Here is a 21,717-nt window from a genome sequence, read left to right as displayed (position 1 = left end):
TTCTCCCGTTAGGTGTCCACTATTTAAGCGGCGGGAGGGTTCTCACTTTACCAGAGCGAGGGTGCGCGGACTGTCCACATACCGGCTGGCATCTTCTTCTCATGTCCGAGGTCGAGTAGCTCAGTGACGCCCCATACGAGTGCGTCCATGCGGTCAGGGGACTTGCGGCGGGAAGCAGGGGAGCCAAAGTCACACATCTGCGCCTCCAACTCCTTGAGCGTGCCGACGTGATGGACAACGCCACGTTCGTAGGCGGCGCTGACTGGTTCTGCGCGTGAGGCTTTGCCGCCCGTGGTCGCCGTGGCGCTGACGAATTTCAGAGGGACGTGGGGGAAATGGGATCGCATCGTGCTTTCCAGCCACAAGCCGCCCTGGTTCTTCTCCATGATGACGCGGCTGGCGCCCCAGGCTTTGTATGCCTCCGTGACAACGGCGCAGACCTGATCCGGCGTCCCCCTGAGGCTGTAATCGGCCAGCACATAGACATGGCCATCTTCACCAAGGGCCTGGACGGTGATGCCGCTGAGGTCGCTCTTAGGATCGGCAGTGACGGCGGGGTCCACTGACACGGTGGCGCGGTTGAGCAGGATGCCCTGCTCGTCCAAGTGGGCGCGGGTCTGTTTGGGTGTCTGAACCTCGCGGGGCTTGGGGATACGAGCGTCGCGGAACATACCCTCATTGAACAGCGCATTGTTGTTCTCGTCCGTCCATTCACCCGTGACATAACGGCGGCGGCTGGCTGCGCTACCGGCCATAAGGCTTTCAATGTAGTCATCGTGGAGGTTGGCTTGGTTGGCCTCGGCGTTCATCTTGAACGCTACCCACTGGTCCGAGTTGTGGAGTGCGTCACCGTCCTCAGGGTTTACCTTCTGAATGAACGCCTTGTATTCCCAATCGCTGTAGAACCTGGGGTTGCAGTCGAAGAACATCTTGTTCTTGAGGACACGGCCCGTGACGGTTTCGTTCTTTGCACGCAGACGAGATAGCAAGGTGGATACCTGCTGATAGGACAGGCCGTCCTCGTTGCACTCGTTGATCCAGATGGTGTTGAACTCGTCACCCAGGACTTTCGTCATGCGGTTTTCGTCCAGGCCGTCGAAGAACAGCTTGGAGCCATTGGGCAGATCGACGGTCATAGTGGACTGGCTGATGTTGAAGCCCGGTTGGTCCTTGATACCGGGCCAAGCCTTATCCAGCACCTCATGGAGCGTCTTGTCGAACAGCGTCTTTTCGCAACTATTACGGGTTAGTCGGAAGATGGCGTGACGCGAGTTGGGGGCGATCATTGCACGCTCCACAATCACGTCCATCCAGAAAAACGACTTGCCGCCTCCTGAACCTCCATAACCAAGGAAGAACTTGAACTGCGGACTGGTGACGATCTTATGCGCGGCAACCTGATCGGGGTTGCGCTTAGTGATGTCGTGACGGATGCCCTGCGGCTTGGTATTCCCCTGCATCAACTATTTACGTTGATGCAGCCTTCTGACATTCTCCTTCCTATCAAGACAAGAAGGACAGCTGATGCAGACGCGGATGTTTCTCTACATTGATCTGTTGGGTTTCTCAGACATGATCAAAACGGGCTATCCGGTGGGCGACATATACGCGCATATCGACGCTTTGAATGTTCATCGGGACAATGACTTCACCTGCATAGTCTTCTCGGACACCATTCTGGTCTATGGCAAGGAGTTTTGGTCTGAAAACAAAGCGCAGGCCGTAATGTGGTTGGCCGAGTTCGCGCAAGACCTCTTTTACAGACTGATACCGCTCAACAAGCACTTTCGCGCTTTCATCACGGAGGGCGAGTTCGAGCATCAGAAAATGAAGAACATCGAGGCCTATTACGGCAAGGCGCTGGTCGACTGCTACGAAGCTGAAAAGCAAGTCAATGCAATGGGTGTATTCCTGGATAGCAGTCTAGTTCGCTACAGCGACATTTTCCGCACTACTCCTTATAACGACCGCTGCTCGCTTGTGCATGTCATGCAGGCGCTCGGCGCGCTTGATCTATCCAGCACGATTTTTGGTTCGACCGAAAACATCACATTCCCGATCCCAGGCGAGCTAGTCGATGGATGGGAGTTTAGAATTTCCTACGAAGTTCGTTACATCGAGAACCTATACAAAGGGTCGCTTGATGATAGCGCAGGTCCAAAAGTCCGGCAGAAGTTCGAGAATACGCTTGAACTGCTCAGAACCCGGCATCCGCTCCTCGTAGACACGCTCATAGCAAAGAAGTTCGATCTAGACGAACTGGCAACTGGGATCGATTGGGCGGACTGGAACGGCCGGATAGGAACGGAGAGGGGCTACTTTGGTTAGAAGAGAGCGCGTTAGACAGCAGTGGGCGGCTTCACTGGCCCTTTTTGCGTGTTAATGGCTTTGACCTTCGCCATAATGTCGGCGGTGGTCGTGTCGTAGAGGTTCACCAAGGCCAGTTCGACCATGTTGAAAGCGTCGAACACATCGTCTCGGGTCAGACCGCCAGCATGACTACCGCTGTTGCCTAACCACTTCACCGCGAGGAGTATTTCCGCGTTCTTGGGGTCTTTTGCCTCGAACTCCTTGATGCGATTGTGCAGGGAGAGAAAGGCTCCGGGGTTGGACTTGGTAACTCCCTGCTCATCCATCAGATGTTCGACCGCCTGACGCACTTGATTGGCTGCACCCTCCGCACTTTGCCAAATAAGTGCTGCTGCTTCGCGTAGCGCGCTCTGGACCAACTCGGGCGTTTCGACAGGAGGCCGGATCGGAAGTGGGGCGGGCGATAGGCAGCGGGGTTTGAAACGCTCGCTATATTCCTGGGTCGGCTCGCCGGTGCTTTCGTCGTAGCCGTATCCCTCTACGATCGACACGTCGCCCAATATGGCGACAAGTTCACCGCAGTTACCGAAGTTGCATTCTAGTAAGCCAGCAAAGCGCCGGTCGATCCACTCGGGGTCCCAAGCGTCGTGGGCATGGGCAGCTTTGCTCGGTCCGGTTTCCTTGTTGAGCAGCGTGTCCTTATCCGACTTGAGGTGGCCCTTGCCACACGTCGGGCAGGGCCAGTCTGGAAGCGTGTCAAACGAGGTGGCGTAGAGGGAGCGATCGACGGTCATGGGGTGACCATATCGAGGTTTTTGGAACGGTGGCGAAAAAATCTGAGGTCAGGGGCCTAGGTTCTCAGATATTGAAAATAGATACGAGCGCCCACCCACGCCCCCTTTGACCAAGGCGTATATACACCCCAGGTTCTCCACCCTGTTCCCCTGTCAACCGATCAGGCGGCGCACCGAGTTGGCCTGCCACGCTGCACCACGGGCCGTTGGGATGCCCAGCTGGTTGAGGTAGCCAGCTATGCCCACAAGTGTGGTGTGACCAGCTTCCTTGGCTGCATCGACGTGAGGCATGAGGTCCGCTCGCCTATCCGCTGCTCTGCCTTGCCGTGCCTCAATGCTTCTCAGACGCCCAGAGACGCTCGCTGAGGACAAATTGCCCCGATCGCCGCCCAGCTTACGCCCACGGGCTTTCGCCGCTGCTAGGGCTTCTCTGACGCGCGTTGAGATCATCTTGCGTTCCGCCTGTGCCACGGCTGCAAGGACATGGATCGTGAGTTCGTTGGCTTCTGGCATGTCGGCACACACAAAGCGGATGCCGCTATCCTGTAGGGTGGCGAGGAAGGCCACGTTGCGTGAAAGCCTGTCCAGCTTTGCGACCAATAACGTCGCACCAGTCAGGCGGCATAGGGAGAGGGCGGCTTGTAGTTGCGGCCTGTTGTTCCGCGCACCACTCTCAATGTCCTGATACTCGGCATGGGCGGGACTACCTTGAAGGTATGTCGCAACAGCGGCCCTTTGTGCCTCAAGTCCTAGTCCACTGCGGCCCTGCGCCTGTGTGGACACTCGATAGTAGGTAACGAACATACGGGGTGCCTTTGTAACAAGGGGTCTTGCTACAAACGTAAAGTCAGCGATGATGTAGAGCGACCGCTCATTCCGCCCCTATGAGGGTCTATGTCGTCATGGGCTATCAGTGGTGCTGCTAAGGCGCTTTGACCCTGTGCGGGCGTCTGCGGGGCGTTTAGACGCCGTCTCCGCCTTCACCCTCAATGGTGTTCCAGTCGATAATGACAGGTCGGTGCTGCACGTGATCCACTTGCACCTTGTCTCCGAAATCCCTGCGATTCGTCTTGCTCATAAACCAGCGGTTCTGACTGGCTAGTGCTTCATCACGGCGGAAGTCGCCAGTAGACAGGATGCCACCCCTGAGGATGTTGTTATTGACACTGTGTCCGATCATGCTGAACGCCTCCCATGCGCCGCGCATGTCCTCTTTCAGCTGGGGGTCTTCCCTGATCCACTGGTAGACAGTCTGAACGCTAGGCATTTCCGGATCAGCGCAGACTTCGATCAAATCGCCGTATGTGGCAACCGTTTCCAGGATGGTGATCCACCTCTCTGGGGTGAACTTAGTGGGTTGTCCTGGTTTCCGCTTGATTACGGCCTGAACCGTCGATTGTAGTTCCTTTGCACCCACGGCCAGTTCCTGCGACACAGCTTTTGCGGCTGCGCTGCGTTTGGGGTTCTTCGTTGTTTCTGGAGTTTTGTCAGCCATGCTACTATTTAGAGGCGGGCAAAACATGGTTTTGGGAGAGGGTGTGCGGAAGATATTAGCCGGTTTGGCAGCGGTGAGCCTGCCATGCGCCTTCGCGGTCATGATGGACCACAAGCCCGACGTGGTAAGTCAGATGGCATGGGATTGGCGCTACGGCATCGCCGCGCTGTCCTCCATATTCCTCCTCCCTTGGGCCTTTTACGAAACGCATCAGCTTGGCTTTCGACGTGGCGTCACCAGCGTTCCGCAAGCCCCACCGGTGGTTGATCCACAGGCGCAACAAAGGAGTGATGTCAGTCACAGCTACGTGAGTGTCGATGCGATGCAATTTGTCGTTCGCGACATATGCGACCACATCCTACTCCCCGATCACGTCAATGCTTACAAAGCAGCCGAAGACGTCAAGACAATCAAGCGTAAGCATCGTCTATGGTATCCCGAGGGTGCTCATTTAGCTCGTAATCAGTTCATCGGTGTTATAGACGGCATCTTGCGTGTTCGGCGCAACAACGGGCGTCAGGGTCTCTTTGGAGACGTAAACAGCGGCGAATTAGATAGTTGGAACATGAAGCTCGTCAGCGTTCGCGGCAATTTGATTTCGGCGCTAGAGGAGCAACGGGAACAGTGATACCTTCAGGTCTTCACAGGCGCTTTGTGAACTAAGCTCTGCCTCTCGATGATGTGCAGGGCCGCGTTGATGGTGTTGAGGTAGTGATAGAACATCCAGCTTAACCAGACGGCTTTGTCATAGTTGAGCTTCTGGTTCTGGTTCATGTGACGGATGCCAAACTGGTTGGCGATGTTGTAGAGGTCGCTGCTGTCTTTGTTCATCAACGCGGTGTTGATGTGCGGCTTGATCCACTCCAGGACATCGGCCAAGTCCCGCACCGCGACTTCGCGTTCCTTGATCGTGCTACCATGACGGCGGAACCGGCCTTTGGCATCCTCTACAGTGCTGAGAACCGTCTTGTCATCCGTGGGAGGCTTCGCGGCCAATAGCGTCGTCATGCCACTTGGGGGCAGGCTCATTATCTCGCCAGCCTCGGTCAATTCCCACCCATCGCCATAACGCTCAAGCGGCACAACGAACCGGCTGCGAAAGTCCTCCTGACCGGCCTGCTTATCGAAGTCGCTGTAGTGGTATCCGCAGTTGTTCCAGTCATGATAATTTTTGGTGTTGGGCTTGCTGACGTGATCGAACAGGAACTCGATCATCGTAAAGCAATCGTCCTCGTCATATTCCATGTAGCGAACATCGAGTGGCCAGAGTTCGCTTTTGAACAGGGTCATGCGAACGAACACGTCGATGTTTCCACCGACCGTGCCAGCGATATATCCGTCGTCCACGCAATCGTAGCCAAAGGCTTCCACGAAAAAGCCGTTACCTGCGTAATAGGCATACGCACTGTATAGGATGATCCTGAGGTCATCGAGGCTCAGCTTGGTCGCTTGTGGCCCATTCTTGCGGGCGCTGTAATAGGCACGTGGTCGGGAGGGATCGTTCATCCCAACACTGTAGCGGAGGATCAATCCCTTAGGTAGCGCAGGTTAGCTGGCGGCCAGGATGCGGTGCAGTCGTGCAATCTGCTTCACGGGCGTGCTTTCGGGTTTCCATCCCAGCTGCTCGGCAATCTGATCGTTTTCGCAGCCACGGGCTTTCATGGCCATGCCGATCGCCGTCCTGGTGTCGTCGGCTGTCGTGTCGGGCTTTTCCCGTTCCCCAACGAGCATGAAGGCCCACTCTGCTGGCCAGGGCGTATCGCTGCGCTGGAGGGCGCGGGCTTGGGGGATGGTGAGGACGAGGCGTGTCATGCGTCTATTTAAGGATTAGCTTAGGACACATATCGTCCTTAATCCGGTCCAGCATTCTGCTAGGATGACCATTAAATTGCTTCGGGGGCCGATTAAGCATGACGTGGATCAGGACCATCGGCTTAGCGGCGTTGCTGCTCGCGGGGCCGGCTCAAGCGCAGGACACAGCGAAGTCCGCGGATGGCCGCTATACGGTTTCGGTCGTCCCGAACGGTGAGGGTGATGAGAACGGCACTGGCGCGCAAGCACTCGTCCTATACAGCACGAAGGGCAGCACGCAGCGCCGTTTGCTCATTTCCAAGTGGAACGGCGACTATGCCCGCAACCTCGCTGGCCTTTCTCACCCGCTTTTCTCGCTTGACGGCGGCTACGTTTATTTCAGCAGCACGGATGCGTCGCCCAACTCGGGCTACGTCCACCAATTCGATCTTAAGCTGAACGTCATAAAAGCCGTATGCCCCGGCTGGGCGTTGCGGGTAATCAGGACAGGTCCGTATCGCGGATACCTGCTCGTTCAGACCCATCGTTATTGGGACCGTCCAGAGGGCGGCTCCTACAATCCGGTCTTTCTAACTCATCCGTCAGGTAAAAAACTCAAGATGATACCTGGCAGCGACAACGATGAGGGTGAACTTGCAATTGATCCTTGGCTGGCGAAGATGAATTGGCGGGCTTGGTAAGACGGGTGCCAGCCTAAGATAATTCGAGATAAGCCAATCATGGGGCCGGCTGTAAGCCCGAGGGGATATTTAGAAGATGTTCAACGTCATCATGCGGGCCTACGATTGGAACGACCCGACCGGCACGCTCCAACTCGACCGGATGTTCTACTATACCGATCAAGAATTAGCTGCCCGGTTCTCAGCGGACGGGCGTCCATTGCTCGATCAGCTACGTGCGTTTCCCTGTCTCTTCATTCCTGAGGGCAGAGGCGATGAGATTTGCCGTGTCGGGACCGTTACCGCTGCGCGCATCACCGGCAATGAGGTGCGTTACGAATACGCGCTTGATCCGGACGTGCCCCCCATGACGAACGGATCACTGTTCGCTTTGCGGCGGCAACTCGACATGGATCAGCACCGATACCATTTCGACTGGAGCACCAACCATTGGGCGGTGAAGGACGTCGATCTCTATCGCTTTCTCCTTCGCAACGTGAACCCTCGCCGTATGCGGCCATCGGTGTTCAATATCCCTGAGCATGAGGCGATCGACCCCAACTTGGTGTCGGTGATGATGCCGTTCAGTCCCGGCTTCGCTGGTGTCTACGAGGCCATCCAAGCTGCCGCCGCTGCCGTGGGTCTGCAAACCAACCGGGCCGATAACGTGTGGGAGCATCACACGGTTATTCAGGATGTAGTGAACTTGATCGACCGCGCGCGGATCGTAGTGTGCGATCTAACCGGCAAGAACCCCAACGTGTTTTATGAGGCCGGTATTGCCCATACCCTTGGGCGAGAGGTCATCATGATAACGCAGAGCGAGCACGACGTTCCCTTCGATCTTCGGCACCATCGTTTCCTCCCTTATCTCCCGAATGGCGAGGGACTTGCCGGTTTGACTGAGGGTCTGCGTGGTCGGATGGCGACGCTGGTAGGCCGCTGATTGATGCCGGCGGTTGTCGAAAATGATGATCCAAGGGCGGGCGAAATTCCTACCCCTGACGAATTTGTCCCTTTTGCGCAGGAACTCCACGCGGAAAGCGATCGAGGCATGGCGCTGAGCGGCACTGCATATTTGGACGATCGCTTGGGCAAGCTCATCCAATCCTATCTTACCACCGACACCAAAGACGTGCGGCTGATATGGGACGCAACCGCGCCGCTCGGGACGTTCAGCGCCCGGATTGCGATGACCCACGCGCTAGGGCTGATTAGCCAAAAAGAACGAGACGAATTAAACATGCTTCGGAAGGTGCGGAACCTGTTCGCGCACAACTTCAAGCAAAAAATGGACGACCCTGTCGTGGTCAGCACGATGGGCAACTTCCGTGAGCTTACCAATGTCACATGGAGTGACATGGCAACCCTGCTGGACGTGGAGTTTGCCGAGACGCCCCGCGATCGCTTTTTCCATGCAGTGATGCGGCTCGCGCACCAGTTGGACGTGCGAAAGTATGTGATCGATGATGAAGGGCTGCGCCTAGAGCCGATCGACTGGCACGATCATTACTTCTGAGGGCAACGGCCTGGTCAGCTAACGAAACGCTCACTCGCGTTCCTGCCTTCCCAAGCGTCCAAGCGGACCAGCCAACAATCGATAGCCGCGTGGTCATTGAGGTTGTCGAGCAGCTTGCCTCCGATCTGGAGCAACAGGTCCAACTCTGCGTCCCGTGGCGCAACGGGATGCGCGGCCTTCAATAGCTCGCCCACATCAGCAAGCCGTTCGGCGTCCGTGGTGCGCTTTGGAAACTGCAAGATAGTAGCGGTCATGTTGTCCTCCCTGTGGTCGCGTTGTCGTGCAAGTCGTATGTTCGCGCACCGCTAGAACCTAATGGTTTTACTGGTGGTCGGTGGATCTCCAGAAAAGAGTGAAATCAACCGATCTTTGGCGTTGTTCTTTGTCTCGCACGACGCTTTACGATCGATAGCCAGGGCGTTGTTGCTGCTGGCTTAGATCGGAAAGTAGCTACTATGTCGAAGTTCAACCCCTCGATGCTCGTTCCCGCCCTCGCAGCCGACAAGGCCAGCGCAGCACGGAGCGCCAAGGACGTAGCCCTCGCAAACATCAACAAGATGAAGGAACAGCACGCCGCTGGCGAAGGTGCGGCGGGCAAGATCAACTTCAAAGCGATCGACGGCGGACGCACTCAGTTCACCATCCGCGTCTCCAACACGCCCTTGGTCCTGGAGCGCACGAAGGTCGAGGACACCGACGTGGAGGTCAAGGAAATGACTGTCCCGACTGCCAACTTCACCGATGCCCTGGACTACTATGCAGACCGCATCAAGGCAGGCGAATACGACGCCCAGCTGGCCAGTCTGACCGAAAAGAAGACGGCTCGGACGGAAAAGCTGCGGACCACTCGGGCGACCAAAAAGGCTGCTGAACCCGCAAAGTAAGGGACTACCAACTACCCCAGGCCGCTCCTAACGGGGCGGCCTTTTTGCCATCTGCTGTTGACAACTCCCTAACCAGTCCTGCCTAAGTCCGCTGCATCACACTTGTGGAGGCACTTATGGCACTGTCGGACCTGTTCAGCTTTTTCACCGGTGAGGCGAAAGAGAAGTATAACGCGAAGCCAGTCGATCCAGTGAAGGCGCGCAAGCCGCTGCTCGCGGGCATCAAGAAGGCGCGCGATGACTTCAACGCCGACGAATACACCAAGCCCAATCGCTGGTTCTCGGTGAAGAACAGCGTTGTGGCTTTCCATCCTAAGCTGGCTGGCAAGACGCTGACCATCAACGGCGTGGACGAAAACCACATGCCGAGCGAGCGGTTCGTTGAGTTCTTGGACCTGATGGAGAAAGAGGTTGAGGCCGGTGAGTTTGACGAGGTGATCGCCAACCACGGCAAGGGCAACACCGACGTTCATATCGGCAAGGCAAAGCGTTCGCGTGGCAGTGCAGTTAAGAGCGAAAAGCCGTGGGAAGCGCGAAAGGATTATGCCAGCCTCACAAGGGCGCAGAAGCAGAGCGTTAGCCGTCTATATGGCTACGGCAAGAACCCTGACGGCTCGCTGATTGCGGACGTTGGCCACAAGCCCGACGCGCCTCTACCGGCCTGACGTGGAAGAACCCCGGTGTAAGTTGCACCGGGGTTCCCCAAACTGAAACATCAAGGAGAATGCGGAGCCTATGACCTCTCCGCATCCCTATTTATGAGAATGCGCTAGGCCCGAATGTAGCCCAGCTGTCGGCTCTCAGTGGCGTATTCGGACAGGGGCTTGGTAGCCTTCCAGTGTATGTCGCGCTCGACGCGCAAGCCACCCGGTCCGACTACCTCCCAAATCTCATCCATGCTGATGTAGCCCATTTCGGGGTAGCCCAGGTCAGCGAGGCCGAACGCTAGGCCGTCAGGCTCCATTTCGGTCAGCAACCACGTCCCTGAGGTCCAGGGCAGGAACAGCTTACACACTGGTGCGAAGTCGCGTTCTGACTTGGTGCCTTTGACCGGCTCCTGTTCGCGGTGGTTTGCCTCCAGCTGCGCCACGACCTCGGGCGTCAGCATTTCGCGCCAGCCGCTCATCGCGCGCCTCCCAGCTTGTAGGTGGGATGATCCGTCGTCCAGTCGATATGCTGCTCGATCCAGTCTGGCACGAACTCCCAATCGAATGGCTGGTCGTAGGTGTCCTTGACCTTTGCCCACTCGGCGTCGACCAAATCGACCCAGCGCAACACTGCCAAGCGCAGTCCGCTCGTCCCCATACGCTCCCGCGTAGCTTCGACTTGATGCCGCAGTCCCTTGTGACCGCGCCCACCGTGCAGAAGTTCTAGCACGGCTTCCCATAGGCACGCGGCAGTCTCCAGACTTGCAGCGCTGTATTGCTTGTCTTCCATGTGGCTTACTCCTTGTTGCCACAAGAACAACAAGCGCCAACTAGTGAAGAGAGCAAGTCCAGAGTGGTTCAACGCGGTGGTTAGATTTCTGGTGATGAGCGCCAGAAAGCGGTTGCTCTAGTTCAACTCTGGCTATTGATAGAGTGTCAGCAACACGGAGTAGCTGACATGCAGATCGAACTTAACGCTTTCGCAAACTACGCACTTAGCACTTTCGACTACAGCGCGGAGTTCGAGGATGATGCCTTTGCGGTCACGTTTGAAGGTGCGCGCTACTATGTCGAGCGCAAGCGCAACCACTTTGCAATTCACATCGGTAGCGAGGTGCATAAGCTGCCCCGCTGCTAACCCAGAGACGCCCGCACAGGGCCGAGAGGTGAGGGGAGCAACCCGATTGCTCCCTTCTCCTGCCTGCCTCTCCTGAGGGTTCTCAGGCCGCTATCGTGTAGGCGGCGTCAGGGAAGTCGGGATGCCAATCGACCTCGCCGTGAGGGCCGTATGTGGTTTCTTGCAGCACGACGGACTGAACAAGCTCACCCTCGTGGTTGAACACGAGGCCCATAGCGCGGTCGCCCAGGACGATCATCGTGTCCCGACTGGTGCAGCACTCCATGGACGTGATGATGCCTCTGAGGGTCTGTTTCATCGCAACACGCGCGCGGTTGCGCTCCTCGTCAACCTCGCTGTCCAGGGCGTGCTTCTGGTGTTCGATCTCGTTGAGTAGGTCAGGGGAGGGGCCGGTCGTCCGCGCAGCCATGAGGCGCTTTTCCAGCGCGTCGATCTCCTTCTGCTGGTCGGCTACCTCAACTTCCAGCTGGAGCATCAGCCGCTCCATCGTGGCACTGCTGGTTCTGGTAAAGCTGACCGCTGCGTTGTCGGCTTGCTTTTGCTTGTCCTCCAGAAAGCGTCGCGCCTCGGCGATCTGGACTTCCATTTCAGCAATGACAGCCGTTGGTGCAGACTGCCGGTTCAGCGCCAGCCATCCAGCCGCGAACTCAACCACTGCCTTTTCCAGCTTTTCATACCGAACCCAGTTGCGGTTCTCGCACCGGACGCGATCGTTCTCCTCGTCCCACACCCGGTTGAGCGCGTTGTGGCACTTGAGGTAGCTGATGTCCTGTTTGGACTGGTAGACTGCATCGGGGTTCTTGCCGTTGCGGCGGTTGCCGCCCTTACGCACAACGACTTCCTGCTTCATCCGCCCGCCGCACGATTTGCACTTGGCGATACCGCTGAACAGATTGTTGTGCGTGATCTGCCATGCTCCGCTGGTGCCTTTGCGTCCTTGCCTTGCTGCCTGGGCCTTGGCGAACGTCACGGGATCGATGGCTTGCGGAAAGTGGTTGAGCACGGTGATGTCTTTGCTCGTCGCAGGACCGCTACGAGGCCGGTTCATGGGGTGGTATTCCCCCATGACTGCTCGATTGACGACGATTTTCGTCAGGTAGCCTACCGTCCACCCGTTATTGCTGCGCTGGTTGAGGTGGCTCCATACGGGTTCACCTCGACCGTTCAGCATCTTCGCAATCGCAGGAGTGCCGTAGCCGTCGATGGTCAGTTGGAATATCTCACGGAGGACGGCAACGCGGCGCTCGTTTAGCGACATTGCGTAGGCAGGACGTTCGCTGGTCTTGCTGATCCGCTTGGTGTCGATCCAGGCAGGCACCGTCGCGGTGTTGCTGATGTGCTGACCGGCATTGGCTTGCGCTTCCGACACCCGCTTGTTCTGAGCCGCTTTCAGGCGTCGGCTCTTCTTCTCGCTTTCCTCGCGCGAGAGTTCCGACTTCACCACGGCTTCGATGACGCTGGTCATCGTGACGCGGTCATAGGCCGGATAGACCCGATCACCGTCCACAGTTGCGACCGTGACGCCCGATGTGGTCAGCTTCTGGAGGAACGGCAGGATGGCATCATAGCCCTGGCGGCTGATGCGATCCAAATTCTCGACTACGAGGACATGGCCGTTGCGGTAGCGGCCAGCTTCGGCCTGCTGTTCGAACTCATACAGGAGAGCGCCAGAAGCACGGTTGGCACCGCTATAGGCGGACACGCCCTCGTCGATCAGTTCGCGATCGGTTGATCCTTCCCAGCCATGTCGGGCGACCATATCGCGGCATAAGGTGAGCTGTCGGGTTTTGCTGTTGCCCTGCGCCTGCTCCTGGTTGGAAAAGCGCGCGTAGATCGTTGCCGGAAGCGTCATATCCCTACTCTGCGTCGGAAGGGGTTAACGGCTCCCAACTCCTATAACAGTATGACCGGAAGCCAAGTTCCGACAATTCGGTCGTGCGTGGCCGCCCTGCTGGTGTTGGCGGCGCTTGTCCTGGGGCGTGAGGCAATGACCTTGCGCCTCGTCGCGGCGGGCGCGGCGTGCGTCATGCTCGTGCTGCCCGAATCGGCGGCGGGGCCGAGCTTCCAACTCTCGTTCGCGGCAATCACCGCGATCATGGCGCTGCACGAGCATCCGGCGATTCGCGCGTTCTTCGGCCCGCATGAGGAAGACAGACCGCGCCGCCTCGCTCGCGGCATAGCATCGCTGTTGCTCACCGGCCTGCTCGTCGAGTTCGCGCTGATGCCGATCGCGGTCTATCATTTCCACAAGGCCGGGCTCTACGGCGCGTTCGCCAACATCGTGGCGATCCCTCTGACGACCTTTGTGGTGATGCCGCTGGAAGCGCTGGCGTTGCTGCTCGATGCCGGCGGACTCGGGGCGCCCATATGGTGGCTGGTGCAGCGATCACTCGATGCGCTGCTGTGGCTCGCGCACATCGTTGCCAACGCGCCCGGATCGGTGCGGTCCTTGCCCGCGATGCCGACGGCTGCGTTCGCGCTGATGATCAGCGGTGGCATCTGGATAGCCTTGTGGCGAACGCGGTGGCGGCGGCTCGGGCTGATACCCCTGGCGATTGGCGCGGTCTGGGCGATGACGACGCCGGCGCCGGATGTTCTCGTGACCGGTGACGGACGCCATGTCGCGGTACGGACAGCGGCGGGGCTCGCGATGCTGCGCGATAGGGCTGGCGACTATACTCGGGACATGCTGGCGGAGAATGGCGGGGTGGACGGCGAGCCGCTATTGCTGGCGGACCAACCCGACGCGCGGTGCAGTCGCGATCTGTGCGTCACCGATATCGCCGCACGGGGGCGGACGTGGCGCATCCTCGCGACCCGCAGCGCCTATATGGTCCCGATCGCCGAGTTCCTTGCCGCCTGTCGCAGCGCCGATGTCGTCGTCAGCGAACGGGGCTTGCCGAAACGCTGTGTGCCACGGTGGCTGAAACTGGATCGCCGCATACTCCGACGAACGGGCGGCGTCGCGTTGACCTTGGGGCGCGGGACGGTCGTGACGATACTGAACGCAGGCGACCGCCACCCCTGGCGCGACCCGCCGATCCTCGAACGCACTCCATTCAAGCCGCAGCAGGGCGGGTTTCGGGGTTCAGCATCGGCGTTTCGAGCAAATGGGAGACACTGACGCGTAAAATTGATCACGCAAAGGCGCGAAGGCGGCATGATCCGATAAACCGCGGCCATTTCAATAAACGAGAGCGTCATGTCGGATTCCTCTGTGCCCGGGAAGGGCGGTAGGCTGGTCCAGACACAACAGCTTTGCGCCTTTGCGCTTTTGCGTGAACACAATCATCCATGGCCGCAGGAGATTGTAGTGAGATGAATGTTCGCGCAGAGGCGCTAAGTCGCAGAGGTTGTATATTTAAGCGGCGGGTGCCGTTTGTAATGAAATGCGGGATTGTCTTCCGAAAGACATGCTGCATCAATACCCGCCGTTCATGCGCCCTATAGCCTTCCGTAAAGCCTGTGCCGAAACACCTGCCCCATCATGAACGCTCTTGAGCAAGTTAATGGCCCCGCCGAACACAACCGTTGCCCGTCGCCGACAACACGAATAATTCGTCCTGCCGATTCGCATCCCGCCTCGCCGGGCAACCGGAGGACGGGGCCGACGCGCGGAGCAACCACATCAGCTGCCCCCCGCGGCTCAGTCGTAGCGGCGGAGGATGCCGGAGAGTTTGCCTTGGACGCGGACTTGGGCTGGGGCGTAGCGTTGGGGGTCGTAAGCTCGGTTGGCCGGGTCGAGGCGGACCATGGCGCCTTCGCGGCGGAAGTATTTTAGCGTAGCCTCGCTGTCTTCGATCAGGGCTACGACGATCTCGCCATCTCGCGCCGTCTCGGTCCGGCGGATCAGGGCGTAGTCGCCGTCGAGGATGCCGGCTTCGACCATCGAGTCTCCGGAGACTTCGAGTGCGTAGTGTTCGCCGGTGCCGAGCAGCGCGGCGGGGACGGCTAGCATGGTGCTGCCTTCGAACGCTTCGATCGGGACGCCGGCGGCGATGCGGCCGTGGAGGGGAATCTCGATGACGTCGTTGGCCGGTTGCGGGGTCGCGGCGGCGGGGGCTGCCTTGACGTTCGACGGCTTGGACGGCGTCTTCTTTTCCGGGCGCTCGGGCATGCGCAGCACCTCGAGCGCGCGCGCGCGGTTTGGCAGGCGGCGGATGAAGTTGCGCTCCTCGAGCGCGCTGATCAGACGGTGGACGCCCGACTTCGACTTGAGGTCCAGTGCGTCCTTCATCTCCTCGAACGACGGCGAGACGCCCGTTTCGTTGAGGCGATCGTTGATGAAGCAGACGAGTTCGTGCTGCTTGCGCGTGAGCATGGCGGTTCTCCGTCCGGAACAGACTGGGAACTTCTATGGAACATAATTAATGGCGTCAAGCGTCCGTATCACGCGATCACGAGGATTTCCGCCGATTCGCCTGTCTTTGCGACTGGCGCGTTGCCAGGGCGGACGATCAGGCAGGTCGAGCGGGCGAGCGTGAGCAGCATCGAACTGTCCTGGATCGTCGAGGCATAGGCTTTGCCTTCGCGCAGTTCGGCGCGGAGATAGTCGGTGCGGGCGTTGTTGGCGGGGAGGTCTTCTCCGAGCAAGGCGTGGGTCGACTGGGGGAGCGGGTTGCGCGCGCCGGCCATGTGCGCGACGACGGGTTTGACGAACAGCGTCGCGGTGACGAACGCGGAGACCGGGTTGCCGGGGAGGCCGAGTACCATCATCTCGCCGATCCAGCCGGCCATCATCGGCTTGCCGGGGCGCAGCGCGATCCGCCAGAAATCGATGGTCCCGCCGGCGGCTTCGATCGCCGGTCGGACGAGGTCGTGGTCGCCTACCGATGCGCCGCCGGTGGTGACGAGCAGGTCTGCCTGGACGCTGGCGAAGGCTTCGCGGAGGATCTCGAGATTGTCGGGCAGGATGCCGAGATCGATGATGTCGACGGGCATGTCGGCGAGCATCGCGGCGAGCATGATGCCGTTCGATTCGGGGAGCGCGCCGCCGTCGGTGGTCGAGCCGGGGGGGACGAGTTCGTCGCCGGTGGCGGCGACGGCGACGCGGACGCGGCGGTTGACGGTGAGGCTGCCGTGGCCGCCGGTTGCGGCGACGGCGATGCGGGCTGGGCTGAGGCGGTCGCCGGCGGTGATCAGGCGGGTGCCGGTGGAGAAGTCGAGGCCCTTGCGGCGGGTGTTGCGGCCGAGCGTTGGCGGGCCTTCGCCGGCTAGGATCAGGGTTTCGCCGTCACGCTCGGCCTCTTCCTGGACCATGACGGTGTCGGCGCCGTCGGGCATGGCGGCGCCGGTGAAGATGCGGGTGGCTTGGCCGGCGGCGACGTGGCCTGCGAAGGGGCGGCCGGCGGCGCTTTCGCCGATGACGGTCCAGGGGCCGGGGAGGTCTGCGAAGCGGATCGCGTAGCCGTCCATCGCCGAGAGATCTGCAGCGGGTTGCGTGCGGCGGGCGAGGATGTCCTCGGCGGCCCAGCGGCCGGCGGCTTCGCGCAACGTCACGGTCTCGTGGCCGACGCGGGGGGTCATGGTGAAGAGGCGGGACTGGGCTTCGGCGACGGGGACTAGGGTCATGCGTAAGGCTCTGTTTCTGGGCGGCTCTCCTGCTGGAAGTGCAGGAAGTTCACACGCTGGGAGACATTTGGCGGGCGCGGTTCTGAGGTTCAGGTTTGGAACGGTCTCGTCCGGTAGAAGGTCCGGCGGGGGGGGGTGAGTTTTGGCGTGTCTGGTGCTTTGCCATGGGTTTGGGACGTAGGACAGGTGTTGTTGGGGTTGCGGAGGGCGGCGGGGCGGTCCGGCGCGGCTGGTGCACCCTTGTTCTCCCGCGAAGGCGGGGGTCCAGTCTGGGTCCCTGCCTTCGCGGGGAAACAGGAATTGGGCGGAGCGGTCGCTACGGATTACTTCGGCTTTCCCAACTGGGCCCCGGCCTTCGCCGGGGGGGTGTTGATAGTGTTCCGCTGTTTTCTCCGCGGCCCGACAAGGAGTTCGGGCTAGTCGGCATCGTCTTCTCCAAACGCGCGGCCAGCGCCGGTTCATCCTGAACGGGGCTTTGTTTGGAGGAAAGAGACACCAGATCAGCATGATGACGCGTAATCAGCCTCGGGCGAGAGACAGGATCGGGGCGGCGGTGGGTGCCGTCCTGTTGCCGGGAGTGCTGGGCTATGCGCTGCTCAACGGGCTTGTGGTGACGATGCCGGCGGCGGTGAGCGATGCGTTGAAGGTGTTCGATGCGGCACCGCCTCCGCCACCGCCTCCCGAGGAGAAGTTGAGGCCTCGGCCTTCGCCTAGCCGCAAGCCGGAGGGGGCTGCGTCGCCGCCTAATCTGAAATCGAAGGCTACCGAAGTGGTCGCGCCGAAGCCGGTGGTGCCGGTTGTGGTGCCGCCGCCTGTCGTGGTTGCGGAGAAGGCTGGAGTGGGGGCGCAGGCTACTGCGGGGGCTTCGGATGTGCGCGGGCCGGGGACGGGGAGTGGCGGGATCGGCAATGGCACCGGCAGCGGGGGGTATGGCGATGGCGACGGTGGCGGGGGCGAGGAAACGCCGCCGCGATGGCGCAGGGGGCGGTTGAAGGATTCCGACTATCCGCGCGAGGCGGCGGAGACGGGTATCCGGGGGCGGGTTTCGGTGCGGTATCTGGTGCAGACCGATGGGCGGGTGTCGCGGTGCCGGGTGACCCGGTCTAGCGGGAGCCGGGAGCTGGATGCGCTGACGTGCCGGTTGATCGAGGAGCGGTTTCGGTATGACCCTTCGCTCGATGCGGCGGGGCGGCCGGTGGAGTCTACGATCGTCGAGGATCATGAATGGGCTATGGGTGGGGATTAAGACCCTGAATTGACGGCAAACTGCTGGGCTTGCCCTCACCCTCGCCGCCTTTGGCGTCTATCCCTCTCCCCCTTGGGGAGAGGGTTCCTTGTCAAGCGGTCCAGTTGCCGGATTTGCCGCCGCTCTTGGCGCGGACGCGGATGTCGGTGAGGACCATCGTCTTGTCGATCGCCTTCCCCATGTCGTAGATCGTGAGGAGCGTTACCGTGGCCGCCGTCAGGGCTTCCATTTCGACGCCGGTCTTGCCTTCGGTCGAGGCGGTGGCGGTGGCGGTTACGCCGGTTTCGTCGACGACGAGGTCGATCTCCACCTTCGTGAGCGGGAGCGGGTGGCAGAGGGGGATGAGGTCGCTGGTGCGTTTGGCGGCCATGATGCCGGCGACGCGCGCGACGGCGAGGACGTCGCCCTTCTTCGCGGTGCCAGCGCCGATCGCAGCGGCGGCTTCGGCGGACATGGTGATGCGGCCGGAGGCGATGGCTTCGCGGGCGGTGACCGCCTTGCCGCCGACGTCGACCATGCGGGCCGCGCCGGCTTCGTCGATGTGGGTCAGGCCGGTCACCCGATCAGCGCTCGTGTAGCGGCTTCGACGTCGGCCTGGCGCATGAGCGCTTCGCCGATCAGGAAGCAATGGATGTCGTGTTCGGCCATCGCGTCGAGTTCGGCGCGCGTCGTCAGGCCGCTTTCGGCGACGAAGGTGCAGTCCTTGGGCGCCTTGCCGACGAGGTCGTAGGTGCGCTGGAAATCGACCGAGAAGTCGCGCAGGTCGCGGTTGTTGACGCCGATCAGCCGCGACTTGAGCCGCAGCGCGCGCTCCATCTCGTGCGCGTCGTGGACCTCGACCAGCACGTCCATGCCGCATTCGAGCGCGGAGGCTTCGATCTCGGCCATCTGGATGTCGTCGAGTGCTGCGACGATGATCAGGATGCAGTCGGCGCCGATCGCGCGCGCCTCGGTCGACTGCCAGGGGTCGACCATGAAGTCCTTGCGCAGGACGGGGATCGAGACGGCGTCGCGGGCCGCGGTGAGATAGGCATCGGAGCCCTGGAACCATTTTTCGTCGGTCAGCACCGAGAGGCACGCGGCACCGCCGGCTTCATAGGCTCGGGCGTGGGCTACGGGATCGAAGTCGGCGCGGATCAAGCCTTTCGAGGGGCTGGCTTTCTTGACCTCGGCGACCAGCGCGTAGCCGGTCTTCGCGTCAAGCGCGGCGCGGAAGCCGCGCGGCTTCGACATGCGGGCGATGCCGGCGTCGATGTCGGCGAGCGATGTGGTTGCCTTGCGCGCGGCGACTTCGGCGCGCTTGGTCTCGAGGATACGGTCGAGCATGGTCATGTCAGTAGGCGATCCAGCGGGCGAGCAGCGCGTCGGCGCTGCCGGTGTCGAGGGCGGCGGCGGCCTTGGCCGCGCCGTCGACGAGAGTGGGGACGGTGCCGGCGACCATCAAGGCGGCGGCGGCGTTGAGCAGGACGGCGTCGCGGTAGGCGCCGGTCTCGCCTTTCAGCAGGCGGCGGAGTGCGTCGGCGTTGTGGTGCGCGTCGCCGCCGCGGATGTCGGTGATGGCGTGGCGGGTGAGGCCGGCGTCTTCGGGCGTGACCTTGCCGGGGAGCGTAACGCTACCGACCGAGGCGACGATGCTGGGGCCGGCGCCCGACAGTTCGTCGAGGCCTTCTTCCCCCGAGACGACCAACGCGGCTTCGGTGCCGAGTTGTTCGAGTGCTTCGGCGTAGAGCGTGACGTAATCGGGGCGGGCGATGCCGATGAGTTGGCGGGTGGTGCCGGCCGGGTTGGCGAGCGGGCCCATCAGGTTGAAGATCGTCCGTTTGCCGATGCGCTGGCGGATCGGGGTGATGCGCTTCATCGCCGGGTGGTGGTTGGCGGCGAACAGGAAGGCGATGCCGATCTCGTTGAGGCTTGCCTCCGCGGTGGCGCCGACGCGGTCCATGTCGAGGCCGAGGACTTCCAGCGTGTCGGCAGCGCCGGCCTTGCTGGAGGCGGCGCGGTTGCCGTGCTTGGCGACGGGGACTCCGCACGCTGCGACGACGAGCGCGACGGCGGTCGAGACGTTCAGGGTGTGGTGGCCGTCGCCGCCGGTGCCGCAGACGTCGATCGCGCCGGCGGGGGCGTCGATCGGGATCATCCGGTTGCGGAGCGCGCGCGCGGCTTCGGCGATCTCGATGCTGGTTTCGCCGCGGGTCGCGAGGTCGGTGAGGAAGGTGGCGATCGCGTCGTCGCTCGCGCGGGCGTCGAGTATGTCGGCGAACGCTTCTCGGGCGGATTCGCGCGAGAGGGGGGAGCTGGGGTCTGGGAGAACGGTGGTCGTGGTCACAGCTCCGGGCCTTCGCGCGGTTTCACCGGGATACCGGCCATCTTGAGGAAGTTGGCCAGCATCGCGTGGCCGTGTTCGGTCGCGATGCTTTCCGGGTGAAACTGGACGCCGTGGATCGGCAGCGTCTTGTGGCGGAAGCCCATGACCGTGCCGTCCTGCGCGGTCGCGTTGACGACCAGCGTGTCGGGCACCGCGTTGACGATCAGCGAGTGATAGCGTGTGGCGATGAACGGCGAGGGCAGCCCGGCGTACAGCCCGGTATCGTCGTGGACGACGGGTGAGGTCTTGCCGTGCATGAGGCCGCCGCGCTCGACCTTGCCGCCGAAATGCTGGCCGATCGCCTGATGGCCGAGGCACACGCCCAGCAGCGGCTTGCCGGCATCCGCGCAGGCCGCGACGAGGTCGAGGCTTACGCCCGCCTCGGTCGGCGTGCAGGGGCCGGGGGAAATGAGGAACGCGTCCGCGCCCGACGACAGAGCCTGTCCGGCGGAGATCGCATCGTTGCGGACGACTTCGACCTCGACACCCAGTTCCATCAGATAATGGACGAGGTTCCAGGTGAAGCTGTCGTAATTGTCGACGACGAGGATCATGGCGCCGCCATAGCCTAAGCGCGGCGTGGTGCAACATGGCAGCTGGCCCGGATGATACGCGCGTTACTGGTACTGCGACCGATTGCCCCAGATTCGGTATGTGCTGGTCGCGGATGGTCGACGTCGTTCCTATATCGGCGGGGCCGGCGCGCATCATTCAGCGCGGAGCAATGCCGCGTGACGGACGTTATCCGTTCAAAGGAGCTTAACCGATGTTACGTACCGTCGTCCTCGCTGCACTGATCGCCCTTCCCGGCATGGCTTACGCGCAGGACGCGCAGGTCGACACGCCGCCCCAGCGGATTCGCAGCGTCACGCTGACCGGCGACCAGAAATGCCCGAAGTCTAGCGGTGGCGAGATCGTCGTGTGCTCGACGCTCGACCAGCCGTACCGGATCCCGAAATCGCTGCGCGACGACAAGCCGATCGCCGCGAAGAACCAGAGCTGGGTGAACCGCGCGGCGACGATGGATCAGGTGGGACGTGTGGCTGGCGGGTTGCCGGATACGTGCTCGGCGGTCGGGACTGGCGGTCAGTCGGGCTGCTTCATGCAGCGTAACCAGGCGTATGCGGCGGAACGTCGGGCTTCGGCTAGCGAGTCGAATACGCAGCCTTAAGCGTTTGGCGAGTCGGACCGCTCACTCCCTGAAAACCAACCACCCCGGCGAATGCCGGGGCCCAATTGGGAAACAGGGGTAACGAGGGTTGCGGGCGATTACTGCG

The 21,717-nt window shown here is 61.1% G+C and carries 26 protein-coding genes and 1 pseudogene; 11 read left to right on the top strand and 16 right to left on the bottom strand.

Annotated features, from left to right (window positions below; genetic code table 11):
* Positions 1-47: 47 nt before the first annotated feature.
* Positions 48-1,460 (bottom strand): phage terminase large subunit, encoded by a 1,413-nt coding sequence (locus ASF09_RS07825; RefSeq protein WP_060525642.1) that lies wholly within the window; start codon positions 1,458-1,460, stop codon positions 48-50.
* Between the two features lie 64 nt (positions 1,461-1,524).
* Between ASF09_RS07825 and ASF09_RS07820 the strand changes: the two genes are divergently transcribed.
* Positions 1,525-2,328, top strand: coding sequence for a hypothetical protein (locus ASF09_RS07820; RefSeq protein ID WP_060525641.1), 804 nt, complete (start codon positions 1,525-1,527; stop codon positions 2,326-2,328).
* A gap of 11 nt (positions 2,329-2,339) precedes the next feature.
* Here ASF09_RS07820 and ASF09_RS07815 read toward each other — a convergent pair whose 3' ends face one another.
* The 3 genes from ASF09_RS07815 to ASF09_RS07805 all read right to left on the bottom strand — a co-directional run bounded on the left by ASF09_RS07815 (position 2,340) and on the right by ASF09_RS07805 (position 4,599).
* Positions 2,340-3,104, bottom strand: coding sequence for a DUF4145 domain-containing protein (locus ASF09_RS07815; RefSeq protein WP_060525640.1), 765 nt, complete (start codon positions 3,102-3,104; stop codon positions 2,340-2,342).
* Between the two features lie 153 nt (positions 3,105-3,257).
* Entirely contained in the window at positions 3,258-3,908 is a 651-nt protein-coding gene (locus ASF09_RS07810) for a recombinase family protein (RefSeq protein ID WP_060525639.1), read from the bottom strand.
* A gap of 157 nt (positions 3,909-4,065) precedes the next feature.
* A complete protein-coding gene (locus ASF09_RS07805) occupies positions 4,066-4,599 on the bottom strand; it encodes a hypothetical protein (RefSeq protein ID WP_156359257.1) in 534 nt (177 codons plus the stop codon).
* Positions 4,600-4,624: 25 nt separating this feature from the next.
* Between ASF09_RS07805 and ASF09_RS07800 the strand changes: the two genes are divergently transcribed.
* Complete coding sequence (locus tag ASF09_RS07800; RefSeq protein WP_060525637.1) at positions 4,625-5,227, top strand: hypothetical protein; 603 nt, start codon at positions 4,625-4,627, stop codon at positions 5,225-5,227.
* A gap of 5 nt (positions 5,228-5,232) precedes the next feature.
* Here the strand turns inward: ASF09_RS07800 and ASF09_RS07795 are convergent, their stop codons facing one another.
* Both ASF09_RS07795 and ASF09_RS07790 read right to left on the bottom strand, forming a co-directional pair.
* Positions 5,233-6,105 (bottom strand): hypothetical protein, encoded by an 873-nt coding sequence (locus ASF09_RS07795; RefSeq protein ID WP_060525636.1) that lies wholly within the window; start codon positions 6,103-6,105, stop codon positions 5,233-5,235.
* Positions 6,106-6,147: 42 nt separating this feature from the next.
* Positions 6,148-6,411 (bottom strand): hypothetical protein, encoded by a 264-nt coding sequence (locus tag ASF09_RS07790; RefSeq protein ID WP_060525635.1) that lies wholly within the window; start codon positions 6,409-6,411, stop codon positions 6,148-6,150.
* Between the two features lie 98 nt (positions 6,412-6,509).
* Here ASF09_RS07790 and ASF09_RS07785 point away from each other — a divergent pair, with 98 nt between their 5' ends.
* The 3 genes from ASF09_RS07785 (at position 6,510) to ASF09_RS07775 (ending at position 8,589) form a co-directional block, all read left to right on the top strand.
* The gene (locus ASF09_RS07785; RefSeq protein ID WP_060525634.1) at positions 6,510-7,091 is read left to right on the top strand and encodes a hypothetical protein; all 582 of its coding nucleotides are present in this window, start codon (positions 6,510-6,512) and stop codon (positions 7,089-7,091) included.
* A 76-nt stretch (positions 7,092-7,167) separates the two neighbouring features.
* On the top strand, positions 7,168-8,016 hold the full coding sequence (locus ASF09_RS07780; RefSeq protein WP_060525633.1) for a hypothetical protein: 849 nt from the start codon (positions 7,168-7,170) through the stop codon (positions 8,014-8,016).
* A gap of 3 nt (positions 8,017-8,019) precedes the next feature.
* A complete protein-coding gene (locus ASF09_RS07775; protein WP_156359256.1) occupies positions 8,020-8,589 on the top strand; it encodes a hypothetical protein in 570 nt (189 codons plus the stop codon).
* Between the two features lie 14 nt (positions 8,590-8,603).
* On the opposite strand, the gene ASF09_RS07770 is transcribed toward ASF09_RS07775, so the two are convergent.
* The gene (locus tag ASF09_RS07770; RefSeq protein ID WP_060525631.1) at positions 8,604-8,843 is read right to left on the bottom strand and encodes a hypothetical protein; all 240 of its coding nucleotides are present in this window, start codon (positions 8,841-8,843) and stop codon (positions 8,604-8,606) included.
* Positions 8,844-9,044: 201 nt separating this feature from the next.
* Here ASF09_RS07770 and ASF09_RS07765 point away from each other — a divergent pair, with 201 nt between their 5' ends.
* Positions 9,045-9,473, top strand: coding sequence for a hypothetical protein (locus ASF09_RS07765; protein WP_060525630.1), 429 nt, complete (start codon positions 9,045-9,047; stop codon positions 9,471-9,473).
* A 116-nt stretch (positions 9,474-9,589) separates the two neighbouring features.
* Entirely contained in the window at positions 9,590-10,138 is a 549-nt protein-coding gene (locus tag ASF09_RS07760) for a hypothetical protein (RefSeq protein ID WP_060525629.1), read from the top strand.
* Between the two features lie 104 nt (positions 10,139-10,242).
* Here the strand turns inward: ASF09_RS07760 and ASF09_RS07755 are convergent, their stop codons facing one another.
* Positions 10,243-10,599, bottom strand: coding sequence for a DUF2958 domain-containing protein (locus ASF09_RS07755; RefSeq protein ID WP_060525628.1), 357 nt, complete (start codon positions 10,597-10,599; stop codon positions 10,243-10,245).
* A complete protein-coding gene (locus ASF09_RS19695) occupies positions 10,596-10,910 on the bottom strand; it encodes a hypothetical protein (RefSeq protein ID WP_082444143.1) in 315 nt (104 codons plus the stop codon). The genes ASF09_RS07755 and ASF09_RS19695 overlap by 4 nt, the downstream gene beginning before the upstream one ends.
* Before the next feature lie 168 nt (positions 10,911-11,078).
* On the opposite strand from ASF09_RS19695, the gene ASF09_RS07745 reads away from it, so the two are divergent.
* A complete protein-coding gene (locus tag ASF09_RS07745; protein ID WP_060525626.1) occupies positions 11,079-11,258 on the top strand; it encodes a hypothetical protein in 180 nt (59 codons plus the stop codon).
* Positions 11,259-11,340: 82 nt separating this feature from the next.
* Here the strand turns inward: ASF09_RS07745 and ASF09_RS07740 are convergent, their stop codons facing one another.
* Positions 11,341-13,110 carry a recombinase family protein gene (locus tag ASF09_RS07740; protein ID WP_060525625.1) on the bottom strand — a complete coding sequence of 590 codons (1,770 nt, stop codon included), beginning with the start codon at positions 13,108-13,110 and terminating at the stop codon, positions 11,341-11,343.
* Here ASF09_RS07740 and ASF09_RS07735 point away from each other — a divergent pair.
* Positions 13,048-14,382 (top strand): annotated as a pseudogene (locus tag ASF09_RS07735) (ComEC/Rec2 family competence protein); the annotation flags it as partial. The gene ASF09_RS07740 and the pseudogene ASF09_RS07735 sit on opposite strands and share 63 nt — an antisense overlap.
* 522 nt (positions 14,383-14,904) lie before the next feature.
* Here ASF09_RS07735 and lexA read toward each other — a convergent pair.
* Entirely contained in the window at positions 14,905-15,579 is a 675-nt protein-coding gene (gene lexA, locus ASF09_RS07730) for a transcriptional repressor LexA (RefSeq protein WP_060525623.1), read from the bottom strand.
* Between the two features lie 68 nt (positions 15,580-15,647).
* Positions 15,648-16,829 (bottom strand): molybdopterin molybdotransferase MoeA, encoded by a 1,182-nt coding sequence (locus ASF09_RS07725; RefSeq protein WP_060525622.1) that lies wholly within the window; start codon positions 16,827-16,829, stop codon positions 15,648-15,650.
* Positions 16,830-17,382: 553 nt separating this feature from the next.
* Here ASF09_RS07725 and ASF09_RS07720 point away from each other — a divergent pair.
* Positions 17,383-18,075 (top strand): energy transducer TonB, encoded by a 693-nt coding sequence (locus ASF09_RS07720; RefSeq protein WP_235529720.1) that lies wholly within the window; start codon positions 17,383-17,385, stop codon positions 18,073-18,075.
* 91 nt (positions 18,076-18,166) lie between these two features.
* Here the strand turns inward: ASF09_RS07720 and moaC are convergent, their stop codons facing one another.
* Genes moaC through ASF09_RS07700 form a run of 4 tightly spaced genes read right to left on the bottom strand, consistent with a single transcriptional unit; the run spans position 18,167 to position 20,994 of the window.
* Positions 18,167-18,634: a cyclic pyranopterin monophosphate synthase MoaC gene (gene moaC / locus ASF09_RS07715; protein ID WP_060525620.1), complete on the bottom strand. Its 468-nt coding sequence runs from the start codon at positions 18,632-18,634 to the stop codon at positions 18,167-18,169.
* Positions 18,631-19,407: an indole-3-glycerol phosphate synthase TrpC gene (trpC, locus tag ASF09_RS07710; RefSeq protein WP_060525619.1), complete on the bottom strand. Its 777-nt coding sequence runs from the start codon at positions 19,405-19,407 to the stop codon at positions 18,631-18,633. The genes moaC and trpC overlap by 4 nt, the downstream gene beginning before the upstream one ends.
* A gap of 1 nt (position 19,408) precedes the next feature.
* Entirely contained in the window at positions 19,409-20,401 is a 993-nt protein-coding gene (trpD, locus tag ASF09_RS07705) for an anthranilate phosphoribosyltransferase (RefSeq protein ID WP_060525618.1), read from the bottom strand.
* On the bottom strand, positions 20,398-20,994 hold the full coding sequence (locus tag ASF09_RS07700) for an anthranilate synthase component II (protein ID WP_060525617.1): 597 nt from the start codon (positions 20,992-20,994) through the stop codon (positions 20,398-20,400). Before ASF09_RS07700 ends, trpD begins: the two co-directional genes overlap by 4 nt.
* A gap of 212 nt (positions 20,995-21,206) precedes the next feature.
* Here ASF09_RS07700 and ASF09_RS07695 point away from each other — a divergent pair, with 212 nt between their 5' ends.
* Complete coding sequence (locus ASF09_RS07695) at positions 21,207-21,611, top strand: hypothetical protein (RefSeq protein WP_056048604.1); 405 nt, start codon at positions 21,207-21,209, stop codon at positions 21,609-21,611.
* Positions 21,612-21,717 lie beyond the last annotated feature (106 nt).

This window comes from Sphingomonas sp. Leaf242 (genome assembly GCF_001422045.1).
Classification (GTDB): domain Bacteria; phylum Pseudomonadota; class Alphaproteobacteria; order Sphingomonadales; family Sphingomonadaceae; genus Sphingomonas.
This window is presented reverse-complemented; position numbering and strand designations above follow the sequence as displayed.